The sequence below is a fragment of the Agrobacterium rosae genome (assembly GCF_002915175.1).
Taxonomy (GTDB): domain Bacteria; phylum Pseudomonadota; class Alphaproteobacteria; order Rhizobiales; family Rhizobiaceae; genus Agrobacterium; species Agrobacterium rosae.
Window position 1 is genome coordinate 103,001 of record NZ_NXEJ01000008.1, and the last position, 16,848, is coordinate 119,848.

A 16,848-nucleotide genomic window follows, 5' to 3' on the forward strand; every position below is an offset into this window, starting at 1 on the left:
TAAACAAGCCGGTTTTCCGGTCTTTTTTTCGTGTTGTAGGCAAGGCTAGATCTTGGCGGTTTCCTCAATGGGTGCAGACTGGTCGCTTTGGTCCATCGATGTCTGGCGTATCAACCGTTCCTGAAGCGTCAGAAGATGGGTGCGCATGGCCTCTCCCGCCCGCGCCGGGTCTCGCGAAGCAATGGCTTCGATGATGTCAGTGTGCTGGTCTCGTGATTCTTGAATTGTCTTGTGTTGCCTGCGCGCCCGTTCGCGTACCAATTGCCAGGCCGGGTCCTGCCGGACACGGTTGATGACGTCGAAAAGCGACAAGAAAAGCTGGTTGCCGGCAGACTGGGCGATCAACCGGTGCAAAGACCCATCCCAAAGCTCGCGCCAGTCAGCATCGGTACGCTCGTAAATCTTGTCTCGCAAATCTCGCATGCGGTCGATATCGGAGTCTTTGGCGCGCAACGCAGCCAATTGCGCAAGCTGCGGCTCCAATCGCAAACGCACTTCCATGATTTCCATGAAATTGGTTCCCGTCACCAGAGTGGCTGCGTGATCGCTCCAGCTATCTGGCCTCTGCCCCAGAAACGTACCCGCGCCCTGCTTGCGCCAGATCAAACCTTCCGCCTCTAGAACTTCCAATGCGCGCCGGATTTCCCGCCTGCCAACGCCAAAGCGTTCCGAAAGAGCGCGTTCTGTCGGCAATTTCCCATCTACTGCAAGCGTCGTGACACTGAACAGTTCACGCAGCCGCTCAAGAGCGTAGTTGGAGTTTTCAAAAGGCGGAGGTGTTGAACTCTGGTCCAATGGTTCGTACCAATTTACAATTGGTTCAATGAAGCGCTTTGATACCGCTTGGTCAAGCCACTTTTTTCGGCAACTTACAAAATGATGGAAAACGAGGCAACGCGTACATCGTCAGGGATCGACTTAGCGTCCGGCGGTCCAGTTGGCGAGTTCCTGCTCAGCGCGCTCTAAAGCGCTGTGATTGAGGAGTTTCCGCAGAAAGGCGACCGTTACCGCACGCGTGCGCAGATTATACTGACCATCAGAGTCACTATCCCTCAAAGCCTGGTAGACGTTCAGTTTCTCATACAGGCTTTGAAGGCGGTTCTGGACGCTTCTGAGCGATAAATTTCGACGGCGCGCAATTGTTTTGTCCGTCAAGCCGAGTGCAACATCGATCAGGATTTCATATTCGGAATCGCTCATACCTCTGACCCGGCCCAGACTTTTCTCCTGCATCCCGCGCACTTCGCGGTCGATGACGCATTGCGCCTCGATGAAGATACTACGCAATGCAAGGCGCAGGCGGTCGTCGGAAGCGGATTTCAGAACATAGCCGTAAGCCGCACCATCAGGCACGATACGGGAGACACCGCGCACATAGGCTTCGTCCGAATAATTCGACCAGAAGAGAATGCGGGTGTCGGGGCGTTCTTTCCAGATGGTGCGAGCGGCCTCGATGCCATTGCGCTCTCCCATCTGCAAATCCATGACGATGTGGGCAGAGCGGTTTTCGCGTGCGAGCTTTTCGCCGACCTTGCCGTTTTCTGCCTCGATAACATGATTGCATTCCGGAAGTGCGGCGCGCACCGCTTCATTCAGGTAGGAGCGGTGCAGAACGTCGTCTTCCACGATCAGAACTTCCATCTCACATCTCCTAGAATATCTGCGTGCTATCGGCCAAAGTGATGCTAACAAACGTCCCAGGACCGGTTCGGTTGTGCCCCATTTCAAAGCGGGCGGAAATCAATCGTGCACGGGTCTTCATATTTCCTATGCCATGGCCGTGCATGGAGGTGTGCTTGCCGCACCCGCTCCCGTCATCACTGACGACGATGCGCAGATGACTGTCGATATGGCGTATCGTGACCGTGATATTCTGCGGCTGTCCGTGGCGGATCGCATTGTTGACGGCTTCCTGCACGATGCGGAAAACCGACGTTGCCACCGTCAGCTCCAGCGCTTCCACCCGGCCATCCGTTTCATCGATCACCGACCAGTCGATGGCAAGGCCGCTGTCGCGCACCGAGCGGTCCAGATCGTTCTCGATCGCCTGAACGACCCCGAACAGTTGAAGGATCGAGGGCTTTGCCTCCTCGATGATCTGCCGCAAGTCCTGCATGGAATGCTGGAGGCTTCGCACCAGTGGCTCCAGCATTTCGCCGGAGAGATCGGAAATATGGGTCATCCGCTCAATGCGCCGCGCCAGCCGGGTCAGATCGGCAAGGGTCTGGTCATGCAGATCCATGCCGATGCGCTGGCGCTCTGCCTCCAGCGCCTGCGTCAGTTTCAGCGCACCTAGGCGCAGCCCTTCTTCACGGGCATGGGCCTCGGCCTCAACGATGGCGGATCGCTTGGCCTGATCGGCGGCGCGGATGGCGAAGAAATAGGGTGCCAGCAGATCAGCCACGGCGCGCGCGTTGGCCACATCCTCCATGGTGTAGGCATCGGCTTCCAGCGACGAGCAACTGAGCGCGCCGATGATATCGCCATGGACCTTCATGGGAACATGCAGACGGCTGTGCAGGCCAAGTTCGATGATGGGGCTGGAGAAGGAGCCTTCGAAATGGAACCGCGGATCGGAGCAGGCATCGCCGCTCAACAGGAAATCCACCTCTCCTGCCAGAAGCGAGCGGATGGGGCTTCCGGTCAGTAGTGCTGGCGGCTGCTGGCTCCACGCGCTATCCATGCCGCTTTCATAGGCAATATGATATTTGCCATCGATGAGCTTGATGCAGACATCCAGATGGTCATGCGGGATAATCTGGGTGATTTCGGTGGCCACAGCCTGAATGATGGAATTGAATTCCAGCTGACCGGCTAGCAGTCTCGAAATGCCCAAATAGTGGTGAAAAAGCGAGGATCTTGGTGTGTCGAGCATTGGCGGACGCCCTCCCAAGCGTCTGCAATAAGACTGACATTCGGTGTCGGCGTCAGCCTTGCGTATCTTGCGCCGTAGCAGTGGCTACGTCCTGCGGAAACCCGCATAAATTCTGCGGGAACCCGCAAACAGATTGCTCGGAATAGCCTATACAGCAACGACTTTCCCGTTCATGCTTAATTAGTACTGGGGAAAGGAGCCTCAGTGCAACGGGAAACTGGGCTGAACGTCGAGGAGACGCGGCAAAGGTTCCTTTCCCCGGAGACGGGTGGGCCACTAGGGAGGAAAAATCAATGGCTATCAGGAAGATGCTTCTGGCATCGGTTGCGGTCGCGTGTGCGACGTTACCGATGACTGCACATGCGGATACATCCGCCAAAAAAATTGCGCTTTCGAATAATTACGCAGGCAATTCATGGCGTCAGGCCATGCTGACAAGCTGGGACAAGATCACCAAGGACGCCGTCAAGGCTGGCACCGTTGCCGCTGCCGACCCGTTCACGACGGCAGAAAACCAGGCAACCGAACAGGCGGCTCAGATCCAGAACCTTATTCTGCAAGGCTATGATGCAATCGTCATCAACGCCGCTTCACCGACTGCGCTGAACGGCGCGATCAAAGAAGCGTGTGACGCGGGCATTACCGTCGTATCCTTCGACGGCACCGTGACCGAACCTTGCGCATGGCGCATCGCGGTCGATTTCAAGGCCATGGGCGAAAGCCAGATCGATTACCTCGCCAAGAAGATGCCGAAGGGCGGCAATCTGCTTGAGATTCGAGGTCTGGCCGGCGTGTCCGTCGATGACGAAATCCACGCAGGTATTGCCGCTGGTGTCGCCAAGAACACGCAGTTCAAGATCGTCGGTTCGGTGAATGGTGACTGGGCGCAGGACGTCGCTCAGCGTGCTGTCGCCGGCATTCTGCCAAGCTTGCCGGAAGTGGCGGCCGTCGTCACGCAGGGTGGTGATGGTTATGGTGCCGCACAGGCATTTGCCGCAGCCAAGCGCCCGACACCAACCATCGTCATGGGCAACCGTGAAGACGAGTTGCAGTGGTGGAAGCAGCAGAAGGATGCCAGCGGGTATGAGACCATGTCGGTTTCCATCGCACCCGGCGTCTCCACGCTCGCCTTCTGGGTCGCACAGCAGATTCTGGATGGCAAGGATGTGAAGAAGGACCTCACGGTCCCTTTCCTTCGCATCGATCAAGCCAATCTTGAGGACAACCTCAAGAACACTCAGAAGGGTGGCGTTGCAAACGTCGAATACAGTCTGGAAGACGCACAGAACGTCATCGCCGCCGCCAAGTAAGCGTCGAGCCTCCACAACACCATGACATCGCAGTGCCGTTTAACGGCGCTGCGATGGATGTGAAGCCGTGGCGCAAGGCCGCAAAACTGGCGTAACTGCTCATGAACGAAGTGATATCCACACAGGAAGTTGTCGCAGCGCGCGGCGTGAAGGTGGTGTTCGGTGCCGTCAAGGCTCTGGATGGTGCCGACCTCGTTATCCGCTCCGGCGAATGCCTTGGCCTTGTCGGACACAATGGTGCGGGAAAATCCACCATCGTCAATGTTATCAATGGTGGCCTGACACCCCATGAAGGGTCCGTTTCCTACGGCGGAAAGCCCAGCACCTATGGCATTGCGGCAGCACGTGCCAGCGACGTACGTTGCGTCTTTCAGGAGCTGTCACTGTGTCCCAATCTGACAATCAACGAAAACGTCCGCATCATGCACACCGAGATGAAGGGCAGCAATTGGCGCGCCCGTGCGTTGACTTTGATCGCGGCCAAGCTGGACGAGATATTTCCCGGCCACGGCATCGATTGCGACGTAACCATTTCAGACCTGTCTATCGCCGAACGGCAGATGGTGGAAATTGCCATCAATTTTGCCGGGGTCGGTGAAGAGCCGAAACTCGTGATCTTGGATGAGCCGACATCCTCTTTGGATGCCGGTCTTGCCGAGCAGTTGATGGATTATGTGCGCCGCTTTGTGCGCAAAGGTGGCGCGGTGCTGCTGATTTCCCATATTCTCGGTGAAATCCTGTCCACAGCCACCCGCGTGGTGGTGATGAAGGACGGCAGGGTGGTGGCCAACCGTCCGGCAGCGGAATTCACCAACAAAACTCTCGTCGAAGCCATGGGCAGCGTGGTGAAAGAACAGCGTGGCAAGCGGTCAGTGGAGCGCAAGACCGGGCCCAAAGTTCTTTCCATGCCGTCTCGTAAAGGCAAAGGATTACCCTTCGAAGCCTATCGCGGCGAGATCATCGGCCTTGCCGGCCTGGGTGGTCACGGGCAGACCGAAGCGCTGCTTGACCTCTATCTCTCACGAAACAGCGCCTGGTTTCCAACCCGGCATAAGGATATCGCCTTCGTTGCCGGAGACCGAAGCCTCAACGGCACATTCCCGCTATGGAGCATCTTGAAAAACCTCAGCATCGCGTCGCTGCGCGATCTTTCACCGGCCGGCCTAGTCAATCGCGCCATAGAAGACGAACTCGGCGCCAGCTGGAAGAAGCGCATCGAAATCCGCACGCCCGATCTCGGCAACAAGATCCTGTCTCTCTCCGGAGGTAACCAGCAGAAGGTGCTGTTTGCCCGTGCGCTGGCAACAACCGCCAAGACGGTTCTGATGGATGACCCGATGCGCGGCGTCGATATCGGCACCAAACAGGAGGTCTACGAAATTCTGCGCACCGAAGCCGCCAGTGGCCGCACCTTCATCTGGTACTCGACCGAAATGGATGAAATCAGCCTGTGCGACCGCGTCTATGTTTTTCGCGATGGTATCATCCAGGCCGAACTCACCGGCGATCAGATCAACGAACAGGCAGTGCTTGCTGCATCTTTTTCCGGAGACGCGCGCACATGAAGCTATCGTCAAACACCCTGCGCCTCATCATTCCGGCAGCTTCGCTTGCGGTTCTGTTGATTGCGGTCTTCTACATGCAGCCCCGCGCCATGGGTTATACGGGCCTCAACCTGCTGTTCAATCTGGCCGTTCCCATTGCACTCGCCACCATTGCCCAGATGCTGATCATGTCAGTCAACGATCTTGATCTGTCCATGGGAACCTTCGTCAGTTTCTGCGCCTGCGTCACCGCGACCTTCCTGCAAAGTTCGCCGCTGGTCGGAATTCTCATTTTCGCGGCCGCGATTGCAGTTTATGCCGCGATGGGGGCGATCATTCACATCCGGGCGCTGCCGTCCATCGTCGTCACCCTTGGCATGAGCTTCGTCTGGGGCGGCTTTGCGGTTTTGCTGCTGCCATCACCGGGCGGTGAAGCTCCGGGCTGGATCCGCGCCATCATGATCGCCAAGCCTCCTTTCATTCCCATGGCCATCGTCGCCAGCATCGTGATTGCAGCGGTCGCGCATTACGTCGTCATGCGCTCTTCTTTTGGCGTGCTGATGCGCGGTGTGGGCGGTAACTTCCGGTCCGTTGAGCGTTCCGGCTGGTCCGTCATCGGCATTCGCGCCGCCACCTTTGCTCTTGCCGGTTTCTTCGCGGTATTGGCAGGTATTGCGCTGGTCGGCCTGACGACCTCTGCCGACGCCAATATCGCATTGCGTTACACATTGCTGTCGATTGCCGGCGTCATTCTTGGCGGCGGAGAGTTCGTCGGCGGTCGCGTATCGCCGATCGGTGCCGTCATCGGTGCTTTGACGCTGACGCTTGCCGGCTCCTTCCTATCCTTCATGCGCATTTCGCCGGATTGGCAAATTGGCGCGCAGGGCGCGATCTTGATCGTCGTGCTTGGCCTTCGCCTGCTCCTGAACCGCCTCGAAAAGCGGGAGAAAAACCAATGAGTGCCTTGCAGAGATTTTCGAAGAAACCGTGGATATGGTCATTTGTCGCCACCATTTCGGTATGGATCATCACTGTCCTGTTCACCGGTGGTGCCAGTTCCTTTGGCCTTTCGCATGCGGCACTGACATTCGCGGCCTTCTCCGTCATCGTTGGCATCGGCCAGATGTTCGTTATCACGCTTGGGCCTGGCAATATCGACCTGTGCGTCCCCGCCACCATGACGCTGTCTGGCACCATTGCGCTGAAATTCATGGATGTGTCGGATCATCTTATCCTACCGGGCCTGCTGGTCGCCATCGGTATCGGTGTGGCGGTCGGCATCGGCAACTATGCGCTCATCAAGCTCCTGCGCATTCCGCCCATCATCGCAACCTTATCGATGAGCTTCATCGTGCAATCCACAGCCATTTGGACCAACCGTGGCCTGCGCGTCAAACCGCCGCAAATGCTGGCCGATTTCGCCATTTCCAGCACCTTCGGCATTCCCAACGTCGCGCTGGTCGCACTCCTTCTCTCAGCAATCGCATGGCTTCTTCTCGACCGCAGCTTTTACGGACGTTGGATATCCGCCATCGGCCAGAGCACTTTCGCAGCCAGAATGACCGGCATCCCTGTGGATGGCACGCGGTTCATCACCTATTTGCTGTGCGCCGTCTTGGCCGCCATAGCCGGTTATCTACTGGCCAGCTTCTCCGGTGGTGCCGCTCTCAATATGGGCGCGGAATATCTGCTGATGTCGATTGCAGTGGTTGTTATCGGCGGAACGGCTGTTGCGGGTGGTGATTCCAACGTGCCCGGCATTTGGGGCGCATCGCTCTTCATGTTCCTCGTTGTTTCTATGCTCAACACCTACGGTTTCGGTGCGGGCATCCGCCTCATTCTTACCGGCCTCATCATCATCTCCGTCATTCTTCTGGCAAGCGGCCCCAAAAAGCTGCGCTGAACGCGAACCCTCATTTTCGGAATAGACCCATGCCGACAGACACATCATCGCTTTACGACATTCGCGACGAACGTTTCCGCCAGTTCATTGTCGGCAATGCCGAGCTTGAAGAGCTGCATTCCGGCTGCCGCTGGGCCGAAGGTCCCGTGTGGTTTTCCGATCTCAACTGCCTGTTGTGGAGCGATATTCCCAATCAGCGGATATTACGTTGGGTGCCGGAAGACGGCGTTTCGGTGTTTCGCCAGCCCTCCAATTTCGCGAATGGCCACACGCGCGACCGGCAGGGCAGGCTAGTTTCCTGCGAACATGGCACACGGCGCGTGACACGCACGGAGGTGGATGGTTCAATCACCGTGCTCGCGGATAGCTATCGCGGAAAGCGGCTGAATTCGCCCAATGATGTCATCGTCCGTTCCGATGGTAGCGTCTGGTTCACCGATCCGACCTACGGCATCCTTTCCGATTATGAGGGATACAAATCCGAACCCGAACAGCAAACGCGCAACGTTTACCGGCTTGATCCTTCGACAGGTGAAATCGAGATCATGGTCGATGATTTCGGCCAACCCAACGGACTTGCCTTCTCACCCGATGAAACCAAACTTTACATCGCCGATTCCTCATCCAGTCACGATATTACCCGTCCACGCCATATCCGCGTTTTCGATGTTGTCGATGACAAGCGTCTGACGGGCGGGCGGGAATTCTGCGCTCTGGACAATGGCCTGCCGGACGGTTTTCGTCTGGATGTCGCCGGTAATCTCTGGACAAGTGCAGGGGACGGCGTGCACTGCTTCTCACCCGAGGGCACGTTGCTGGGCAAGATCAAGATACCGCAGACCGTGGCGAATCTCACCTTCGGCGGCCCACGTAAGAACAGGCTGTTCATCACGGCGACGAAGTCGCTCTACTCGATTTATGTGGCAGCCACGGGTGCGCAGTATCCGTGAGCGACGCTATCACGCTACGAGCAGCGGAACGCCAACTCACGCGACTTGGGGAAGAAGCGTTGTCGGCGCAACAGTGACTGTCAAAGTTTCAAAGCTTGGCTTTGCCAGCACATAGCCTTGAATGAGGGATACGCCGAGGTCTTTTAAAGCTGCGAGCTCATCAACCGTCTCAACACCTTCACATAACGGCACAATTGACAAATCCTCCAGCATATTCAACGTGTGTTTGACGATCGTGCGCCGAACAGGATCGGTATCAATGCCGCGGATCATGTCCATGTCGAGCTTGACGATATCAGGCTGAAAATGGGTGAGAAGGCCTAATCCCGAATGACCCGCGCCAAAGTCGTCGATTGCGGTCTTGAACCCCATATCCCGGTATGTTCTCAAGATATGAAGCACATGCTTGGTATCGAGCACTTCGTTTTCCGTGAACTCGAAGATGATGCGATCCAGCGGAAATCCGGTTTTCATGGCGGTTGCGAGTGTCAGGCGAATGCAGGCCCGTGGCTCATAGACGGCGTTCGGCATGAAGTTGATCGAGAGTTTCACATTGTCAGCCGGGTCGTAGAGGCTGGAAGCCAGTTCAATCGCCTTGACTCGACATTGCTGATCAAAGGCGTAGCGATTGTCATCCCTCACCTGCCCCAGAACCGAACCGGCTCCTTCGCCATTCGGCCCACGCACCAATGCCTCATGTGCAAACACAGCGCCGGTCGTGATATCGACAATGGGCTGAAACGCCATTGAAAATGGCACATTGAACGCCGCGCCATCGCGGCAACCATCGCATTGTGTCGGCATTGGTAAACTCTCTCTGTCCGTTGTTTTTCCGAACATTAGATTATAAGGGATTAAGCTTGTATTGATGTAAGATCTTCAATCACAACCTTTCTGAGGTGACATGAACGACGCTCCCAAGCCCCCCAGGATCAACCGAGGCAGTCTTCAGGAATTGATTGCGGGCTTGAGCGACGGAATCATCTTTCTGGAGCCGACTGGTGATATCGCCTGGGCCAATGAATCAGCGCTCGGAATGCACCGCGTCGATCGCATCGAAGCGCTGGGGGCGGATGCCAAGGAGTACCGCCGACGGTTCACGCTACGCTACCGCAACAACCATCTTCTGGAAGAAGGCCAGTACCCGCTTGAGCGTTTGCTGTCGGGTGAGACGATAGACGACGTAACGGTGGAAATCTCGCCTGCAAACGATCTCGATCTGGTTTGGGTGCACACCGTACGCAGCATGATCATTTCCGACGGCACCGACAAGCCAGACGTTTTGGCACTGATCCTGCGAGACGAGACGCCGCGTTTTGAAGCCGAGGAGAGGTTCGAGCGCTCGTTCAATGCCAACCCTGCGCCGGGCCTCATCTGCCGCTTGGATGACCACCGTTTCATCCGCGTCAATGAGGGTTTCCTTGAGATGACGGGGTTTTCCAAGGAAGACGTGGTTGGCAAGACCGTGGAGGCGATCGGTCTGTTTTCGAACTGCGACACCGGCGAGGATGCACTGACCAAGCTGGTGGAAGGCCGGGTTATCCGCCATCGCGAAGCGCTGGTGCCGCTACCGGATGGCGGCGACCGACTGGTCATCGTGGCCGGCGAACCGATCTCCGTGGTCGAAGAGCCTTGTATGCTCTTCACTTTCGCCGATCTCGATGCCCGGCGAAAAGCGCAAAATGCCCTGCGCCAGAGCGAGGAACGCTTTTCCAAATCCTTCAAGCTTTCACCAGCACCTGCTGCCGTTTCTAGGTTGGACGACTTCGTCTTTACCGAAGTCAACGATGCGTTTCTGCAAGTCTCCGGTTACAGCGCGACCGAGATTACCGGCCGCACGGCAAGCGATCTTCGCCTGTGGGAAGATGTGGCTGCACGCCGCGCTCTGGAGGAAAAGCTGCGCGACAATATTTTCGTTCGCAACGAAACCCTGCGCATGCGTCAGAAGGATGGCGGCATGGCCGATTGCCTTGTTTCCGCCGAACGGGTTGAAATCAATGACGAGCAATGCGTCATCTGGGCGCTTCAGGATGTGACCGAACGCAGGCGTAGCGAAGCGCAATTGGTAGAAGCCATCGAGAGTGTAATGGCCGACACGTCGTGGTTCAGCCGTTCCATCGTCGATCGCCTGGCAACACTCAAACACCAGTCAACGGCGGCACCCACGGCGCAATTGATGGAACTGAGCGACCGAGAGCGGGAAATTTTGGGCCTTATCTGCAACGGACAAAGTGACGCTGAGATGGGAGAGACGCTGCATCTTTCCAAGAACACCATCCGCAATCACATCGCGTCCCTTTACGGCAAGATCGGCGTTAACCGGCGCGCTGCGGCAGTGATCTGGGCGCGCGAGCGAGGCTTCACCGGAGTGACGGAAGCCAAGGCCAAGACTAAAAAATAATCTAAAATTAGACAGAATTCGGTAAAAAGGTCATTTTCTACCAATTCGAATAGTACTTCCCGCTCTGCAAAAGCTTGGTTTGCGGCTGTATCTCCTGTGGCATGGCGTTGGCTCCCACCGACGCCGGATGATTAAGAACACAGTCTTAGGAAGGATACATCATGGATAAGAACCGTATCGAAGGTGCCGCCAAGGAACTGAAGGGCACGATCAAGCAGGCAGCCGGAAAGCTGACGGGCAACAAGAAGCTAGAAGCCGAGGGCCGGGGCGAAAAACTCGCTGGCGAAGTGCAGGGCACCGTTGGCAAGGGCGTCGATGCCGTCAAGGGCGCGCTGAAGTAAGCGTTAATCCACCAATCCGGCCTGCCACCGCTGGCAGGTCGGATCATAGGAGGCAATCCCGCAATGTTTTTTCCCGTCGTCTCAGCGCCATCAGCACCATCTTCTGGCCAGTGTGCAACCAGTGCCGCGATCAAATCGTTATTGGCCTACGCACACGGTCTAGAAGATTGTCAGATCGACGTTGAGGTATCCTTTGGTATCGTCACACTCACCGGCAAAGCATCATGCAACGCCGCCGTGGACAAGGCGATAGGGATTGCCGCCGACGTCTCATCAAGGCCCGTCTTCAGCGACATCGATGTGCGCGAGACTTGCCTGACCCCACCCATACCGCCTGCCTTCGACCTCAAAAAGGATCGAAAGACATCCGGCAAAATTATTCACATGAAAAGAGACACAAAATGAAAAAGACACTCATCCTCGCGCTTGCTGGCGCAATGGCCATGACTTCTGCCGCTTCTGCTGCCAGCATGCATCACAACCGCAAGCCTGCTGAAAAGGTGGTCTCACAGCCGAAGCAGCGCCTTGGCACACTGTCGTGCGAAGTCGCAGGCGGCATCGGCCTTCTGGTCGGCTCCAGCCGCGCGGTTGACTGCCAGTTCAAGCAGCGCACCGGTAAGGTGGAACGCTACACCGGCACAATCGGCAAGCTCGGCCTTGACGTCGGCGTCACCGGCAAGTCCTATCTCAGCTGGATCGTCGTCAACACCGAACCGACAACAATCGGTCAGGGCAGCCTTGCAGGCACCTATGTCGGTGCATCTGCCCGCGCTTCGGTTGGCGTCGGCCTTGGAGCCAACGCACTCGTTGGAGGCAACAACAAGAACTTCGGTTTGCAGCCACTAAGTGCCGAGGCTGGCCTTGGCCTGAATGTAGCAGCTGGCGTATCGCGCCTGCAGCTGCGCACAGCAAGGTAAGTAAAACGATGGAAACGCATGGCACATACGGTGCCATGCGTTTTCATAATACTACCTCCGGGATATCGCATTCACTCAGCCACTTTTCCCCTCAATCAGTTCCATTGGCCAAATCTTGCGTTTGATCGCGTCGGGATAATGCGACTGATAGTCTGGCATGATCGAAAGCAGACTTTCTGCAAGGTTGATGCCAAGATCGCGCAGAGACAAGCTGAAGCAGGTGAGGCTTGGCTGTAGGAACTGCGCCTGCGAGCTCTGCCTGCCGATGATGGCGATGTCCTTTCCGGGTATCAGCCCAACCTCCTCCAAGCCACGATAAAGCCCGGTCACCAGCGTCTCGTTGACGAGGACGACGGCGGTTGGGCGGACGTCGCAAGCCATGATCTGCTGCGCAACACCATAGCCCCCCGTTTCACTCGGCTTGGCGCGGAAGATATGATTATCTGCGAGAGCCAGCCCGTGCTTGCCAAGAACGTCACGAGCACGCTCGACGAACAGATGACCGAGATTGAGATCGCCATGTGGCCAGATCAGGCCAATGTGCCGGTGGCCGCTCTTCACCAATCGCTCAATGGCGACTTCCGCCATGCCCTCGAAATCCAGATCGATCCAGGGTTGGCCGACATCAGTCTGGCTTCGTCCCAAAGTTATGAAAGGGATATCGTGGCGGGCGAGCAGCTGAAACCTTGCGTCGTGAAGACGGGTGGCAGAGAGAATGATGGCGTCGGCAAAGCCGCGTGCCACGACACGCTGGAGATAAGCGTCCGGGTCCTCGTCGGATGAACAGAGCAGCGCCACCAGATCGAGCTTATGTCGCGCGAACACCGTCTGCACGCCGTCAAAGACACTCATGAAGAACGTGTCACCCTGGCCGGTGATTTCCGGGCCGGTCTGCATCATGAAACCGATGACGCCAGTCGTGCCTTTGCGCAAGGAACGTCCCGATTGGTTGGCAACATAGCCCAATCTGTCGGCCGCTTCGAGAACACGGCGTCGGGTTTCTTCATTGACATCAGTCTTTCCATTTAGGGCACGTGAAACCGTACCAATAGAAATATCAAGATATTCTGCCAGTTGGCGAATGCCTTTCATGAAGTGCCTTTCCACGGCTCTTAAAGCGAATTCGCAAACAGTATTGACAAAAATGGGCTGCTGTCCATAGTATCGTAAACGTTTACGGAAAACCGGAAGAGGAGTTTCGGTTGCCGTAGGAGGAGGATTTCAGTGACATACAATGCCGTTTTGTGTGGATGCGGAGCTATGGCCAAAGGCTGGCTCCGAGCGTTGCAGGCCACACCACAAATGCAAGAGGCTGTCAGGGTCGTTGGCCTAGTCGATCTGGACCGAGCGACAGCCGAGGCGCTTGCTGCCGAGTTCAATATTCGGAACGCCGTTATCGGCACGGATCTTGCGACCGTTCTAACGGAAACCAAGCCGGATATTCTCTTTGACGTGGTTATTCCTGTTGCTCGCCACTTCGTTGTCAAAACCGGTCTGGCGCACGGTTGCCACGTGCTGAGCGAGAAGCCGATGGCGACGTCTATGGAAGAAGCAGAAGATTTGCGCCGTGCCGCCGAGGATGCGGGCCGCATTCACGCCGTTGTTCAAAACAGACGGTTCATTGCAGGCGTGCGCCGTATGCACCGTTTGGTGGCGAGCAGCGTTATCGGCCAAGTGACCGGCATCCACTGCGATTTCTTTCTTGGCCCACACTTTGGTGGTTTTCGGGAGAAAATGGACAATGTCCTGCTTCTAGATATGGCCATTCATACCTTCGATGCCGCACGTTTCGTTTCGGGCAAGTCACCGCTATCGGTCTATTGCGTCGAAACCAATCCGGCGGGTTCGTGGTACGCTCACGGCGCGGCGGCCAATGCCATATTCCGCTTGTCCGACGATGTCGTCTTTACCTATCGCGGTTCCTGGTGTGCCGAGGGTGAACGCACAAGCTGGGAAAGCGCATGGCGGATTGTCGGTTCGAAGGGCATGCTGACGTGGGATGGTGAGGAGACCTTCAAGGCCGCTGTCGCAGGAAACGAGCTCGGCCTTCTCCACGGTTTCACACCCGTCGATGTCCCGCCGCTTGATAACGATGAGGAAACCCATGGCCACGCCAGCGTCATTGCCGATTTCCTCGATGCTGTCAGCACGGGACGCGAACCCGAGACGGTCAGTCATGACAACATCAAAAGCCTGGCGATGGTCCTTGGTGCGATTGAAAGCGCCAAGTCGGGCCAACCAGTCGAAATTGCAGCATAAGGACAACGACAGTGAGCAATCTACAAGGACAATCCATTCGCATCGGCACCATGGTCAGCGCCACCAAAGGACAGGCTGCGGAGCGTATCGCGCAGATCGCTGATATGGGATTTGAGAGTTTCGAGCCGTTTTTCTGGCAGACGACGAATGGTCAGGACATCGCTGATCTCGGCAAGCGTTGCCGCGATTCCATCGGCGATCGCGACATCACGATCTCGACCATCGGCATGTTCGGCAATCCGCTGGAAGAAACCGATATGGACCTTCAGACCTTGCAAGGCTGGAAGGATTGCATCGACAACGCGCACCATTTCGGCGCAACCTGCGTTGCCGGTTTCACCGGTCGCATCCGCAACAAGCCGCTGACTGACAGCCTGCCGCGTTACAAGCAGGTGTGGAGCGAACTTGCCAAACGCGCGGCGGACAAGGGCGTGAAGATCGCCTTCGAGAACTGTGCAATGGACGGCAACTGGGCGACGGGCGACTGGAACATTGCCCACAATCCCGACGCCTGGGAACTCATCTTCAACGAGACACCAGACGACAACATCGGTCTCGAATGGGAACCCTGCCACCAGATGGTCTATCTGATCGACCCTCTGCCACAAATCCGCAAATGGGCTTCGAAAATCTTTCACGTTCACGGCAAGGATGCGACCATTCGCTGGGACGTTATTCGCGAACACGGCATTTTCGGCAAGCATCCCTTCGTGTTCATGCGCACACCTGGCTTTGGTGACAGCAACTGGACGGACATTATTTCCGAGTTGCGTCTGGCGGGCTGGTCCGGCTCGATCGACATCGAAGGCTGGCATGATCCGGTCTACCGGGATGCGTTGGAAATGACCGGGCAGGTCCACGGCCTCGACCACTTGAAGCAAGCCCGTGGCGGCAGTTTCGTCGTCGATCCGGTATAATTTGAAGGCGACATAGCGGCGTGGAGGAGGTCCAGCCGCGATACATGAGAATTCTGGATAACCACAAAGGAGGAGACTATGGGTATCCGCAAATACACGATTGCTGTGGCAACGGCGCTTGTCACCAGCGTTTCATTGTTTGGACTGAACGCGCAGGCAGAGGACGTCAAGCTGACACTATGGTCGCTTGACCGCGACATTCAGCCTGCGCCCAATCTCATCAAGGAATTCAACGCGCAGAAAAACGGCATCCAGATCGAGTATCGCCAGATACAGTTCGATGATGTGGTAAGCGAGGCCATGCGCGCCTATTCGACCGGCAACGCGCCTGACATCATCACCATCGACAATCCCAATCACGCCATGTTCGCATCGAGAAAAGCCTTCGTCGACCTGACGGACATGATCGCCAAGTCTACGGTTATCAAGCCAGAGAATTATTTCCCCGGTCCCCTCGCCTCCGCTACGTGGGACGGAAAATATTACGGCGTTCCGAAAGCCACCAATACGATTGCGCTCTATTACAACAAGGATCTGTTCAAGGCTGCTGGTCTGGACCCGGAAAAGCCACCGCAGACCTGGGATGAGTTACTGGAAACAGCAAAGAAGCTGACGGATCCATCCAAGAACGTCTACGGCATTACCTTCTCGGCTAAGGCCAATGAAGAAGGCACGTTCCAGTTCCTGCCCTGGGCACAAATGGGTGGAGCCACATACAAGTCCATCAACAGCGATGGTGCTGTCCGCGCGCTAACAATCTGGAAGCAATTGCTGGATGGAAAGATGGCATCGCCTGATACGTTGACGCGCAGCCAGTGGGATGCGACCGCAACATTCAATGCGGGCAATGCCGCTATGGCCATTTCCGGCCCCTGGGAAATCGACCGCATGTTGACGGACGCCAAGTTCAACTGGGGAACAGCGTTGCTGCCGGTGCCACAACAAGGGGCCGAACGTTCTTCCGCCATGGGCGATTACAACTGGGCGATTTTCTCCAATACCAAACATCCCGAAGAGGCCTTCAAGGCGCTTGAGTTCTTCGCCTCCAAGGATGTGACAATGTACAAGGATTTCGGCCAGATCCCCGCCCGTTCCGACGTGCCGATCCCGCCAACCGGCAATGCGCTGAAGGATTCAGCGCTGAAGACCTTCGTGGAGCAGCTGAAATACGCCAAGCCACGCGGCCCATCGCCGGAATGGCCGAAGATTTCCAAGGCCATTCAGGATGCCATCCAAGCGGCATTGACCGGCCAGATGGAGCCAAAGGCTGCGCTCGATCAGGCTGCCGAGAAGATCAAGCTGATCGACGGCTAGGCTCTCGCACTTGCTTCAAGAAACCGATGGCACGTGTGCCATCCACCTTTTCCTCCCGGAGAGAACTGCTTGGCACTTCGGTGTCGGGCAGTTCTCCACCGGCGCACATGAGGCTTC

At 56.7% G+C, this 16,848-nt stretch carries 17 protein-coding genes; 12 read left to right on the forward strand and 5 right to left on the reverse strand.

Annotated elements, in window-relative coordinates; genetic code table 11:
• Positions 1 to 45 precede the first annotated feature (45 nt).
• From CPJ18_RS16360 to CPJ18_RS16370, 3 genes are all read right to left on the reverse strand, one after another.
• Positions 46 to 795 (reverse strand): FadR/GntR family transcriptional regulator, encoded by a 750-nt coding sequence (locus tag CPJ18_RS16360; RefSeq protein WP_083716543.1) that lies wholly within the window; start codon positions 793 to 795, stop codon positions 46 to 48.
• A gap of 123 nt (positions 796 to 918) precedes the next feature.
• The gene (locus tag CPJ18_RS16365) at positions 919 to 1,641 is read right to left on the reverse strand and encodes a response regulator transcription factor (protein ID WP_103659406.1); all 723 of its coding nucleotides are present in this window, start codon (positions 1,639 to 1,641) and stop codon (positions 919 to 921) included.
• Between the two features lie 10 nt (positions 1,642 to 1,651).
• Entirely contained in the window at positions 1,652 to 2,875 is a 1,224-nt protein-coding gene (locus CPJ18_RS16370) for a GAF domain-containing sensor histidine kinase (RefSeq protein ID WP_103659407.1), read from the reverse strand.
• A gap of 293 nt (positions 2,876 to 3,168) precedes the next feature.
• On the opposite strand from CPJ18_RS16370, the gene CPJ18_RS16375 reads away from it, so the two are divergent.
• The 5 genes from CPJ18_RS16375 (at position 3,169) to CPJ18_RS16395 (ending at position 8,582) form a co-directional block, all read left to right on the forward strand.
• A complete protein-coding gene (locus CPJ18_RS16375) occupies positions 3,169 to 4,185 on the forward strand; it encodes an ABC transporter substrate-binding protein (protein ID WP_103659408.1) in 1,017 nt (338 codons plus the stop codon).
• Positions 4,186 to 4,286: 101 nt separating this feature from the next.
• Positions 4,287 to 5,750: an ATP-binding cassette domain-containing protein gene (locus CPJ18_RS16380; RefSeq protein WP_103659409.1), complete on the forward strand. Its 1,464-nt coding sequence runs from the start codon at positions 4,287 to 4,289 to the stop codon at positions 5,748 to 5,750.
• Positions 5,747 to 6,688 (forward strand): ABC transporter permease, encoded by a 942-nt coding sequence (locus CPJ18_RS16385; RefSeq protein ID WP_077105943.1) that lies wholly within the window; start codon positions 5,747 to 5,749, stop codon positions 6,686 to 6,688. The genes CPJ18_RS16380 and CPJ18_RS16385 overlap by 4 nt, the downstream gene beginning before the upstream one ends.
• Positions 6,685 to 7,632 carry an ABC transporter permease gene (locus CPJ18_RS16390; protein WP_103659410.1) on the forward strand — a complete coding sequence of 316 codons (948 nt, stop codon included), beginning with the start codon at positions 6,685 to 6,687 and terminating at the stop codon, positions 7,630 to 7,632. The genes CPJ18_RS16385 and CPJ18_RS16390 overlap by 4 nt, the downstream gene beginning before the upstream one ends.
• A gap of 29 nt (positions 7,633 to 7,661) precedes the next feature.
• The gene (locus tag CPJ18_RS16395; RefSeq protein WP_077105945.1) at positions 7,662 to 8,582 is read left to right on the forward strand and encodes an SMP-30/gluconolactonase/LRE family protein; all 921 of its coding nucleotides are present in this window, start codon (positions 7,662 to 7,664) and stop codon (positions 8,580 to 8,582) included.
• Between the two features lie 36 nt (positions 8,583 to 8,618).
• On the opposite strand, the gene CPJ18_RS16400 is transcribed toward CPJ18_RS16395, so the two are convergent.
• On the reverse strand, positions 8,619 to 9,386 hold the full coding sequence (locus tag CPJ18_RS16400; RefSeq protein WP_103659411.1) for an EAL domain-containing protein: 768 nt from the start codon (positions 9,384 to 9,386) through the stop codon (positions 8,619 to 8,621).
• Positions 9,387 to 9,486: 100 nt separating this feature from the next.
• Between CPJ18_RS16400 and CPJ18_RS16405 the strand changes: the two genes are divergently transcribed.
• The 4 genes from CPJ18_RS16405 to CPJ18_RS16420 all read left to right on the forward strand — a co-directional run bounded on the left by CPJ18_RS16405 (position 9,487) and on the right by CPJ18_RS16420 (position 12,241).
• The gene (locus CPJ18_RS16405; RefSeq protein WP_103659412.1) at positions 9,487 to 10,983 is read left to right on the forward strand and encodes a helix-turn-helix transcriptional regulator; all 1,497 of its coding nucleotides are present in this window, start codon (positions 9,487 to 9,489) and stop codon (positions 10,981 to 10,983) included.
• A gap of 161 nt (positions 10,984 to 11,144) precedes the next feature.
• Positions 11,145 to 11,324, forward strand: a complete 180-nt coding sequence (locus tag CPJ18_RS16410; RefSeq protein ID WP_077105948.1) for a CsbD family protein — start codon at positions 11,145 to 11,147, stop codon at positions 11,322 to 11,324.
• Between the two features lie 63 nt (positions 11,325 to 11,387).
• Complete coding sequence (locus CPJ18_RS16415) at positions 11,388 to 11,729, forward strand: BON domain-containing protein (RefSeq protein WP_103659413.1); 342 nt, start codon at positions 11,388 to 11,390, stop codon at positions 11,727 to 11,729.
• On the forward strand, positions 11,726 to 12,241 hold the full coding sequence (locus CPJ18_RS16420) for a DUF992 domain-containing protein (RefSeq protein ID WP_077105950.1): 516 nt from the start codon (positions 11,726 to 11,728) through the stop codon (positions 12,239 to 12,241). Before CPJ18_RS16415 ends, CPJ18_RS16420 begins: the two co-directional genes overlap by 4 nt.
• Before the next feature lie 75 nt (positions 12,242 to 12,316).
• Here the strand turns inward: CPJ18_RS16420 and CPJ18_RS16425 are convergent, their stop codons facing one another.
• Entirely contained in the window at positions 12,317 to 13,333 is a 1,017-nt protein-coding gene (locus CPJ18_RS16425) for a LacI family DNA-binding transcriptional regulator (RefSeq protein ID WP_077105951.1), read from the reverse strand.
• 132 nt (positions 13,334 to 13,465) lie between these two features.
• On the opposite strand from CPJ18_RS16425, the gene CPJ18_RS16430 reads away from it, so the two are divergent.
• From CPJ18_RS16430 to CPJ18_RS16440, 3 genes are all read left to right on the forward strand, one after another.
• A complete protein-coding gene (locus tag CPJ18_RS16430) occupies positions 13,466 to 14,500 on the forward strand; it encodes a Gfo/Idh/MocA family protein (protein WP_103659414.1) in 1,035 nt (344 codons plus the stop codon).
• 50 nt (positions 14,501 to 14,550) lie between these two features.
• The gene (locus tag CPJ18_RS16435; protein WP_153366573.1) at positions 14,551 to 15,417 is read left to right on the forward strand and encodes a sugar phosphate isomerase/epimerase family protein; all 867 of its coding nucleotides are present in this window, start codon (positions 14,551 to 14,553) and stop codon (positions 15,415 to 15,417) included.
• Positions 15,418 to 15,495: 78 nt separating this feature from the next.
• Positions 15,496 to 16,731, forward strand: a complete 1,236-nt coding sequence (locus CPJ18_RS16440; RefSeq protein ID WP_103659416.1) for an ABC transporter substrate-binding protein — start codon at positions 15,496 to 15,498, stop codon at positions 16,729 to 16,731.
• Positions 16,732 to 16,848 lie beyond the last annotated feature (117 nt).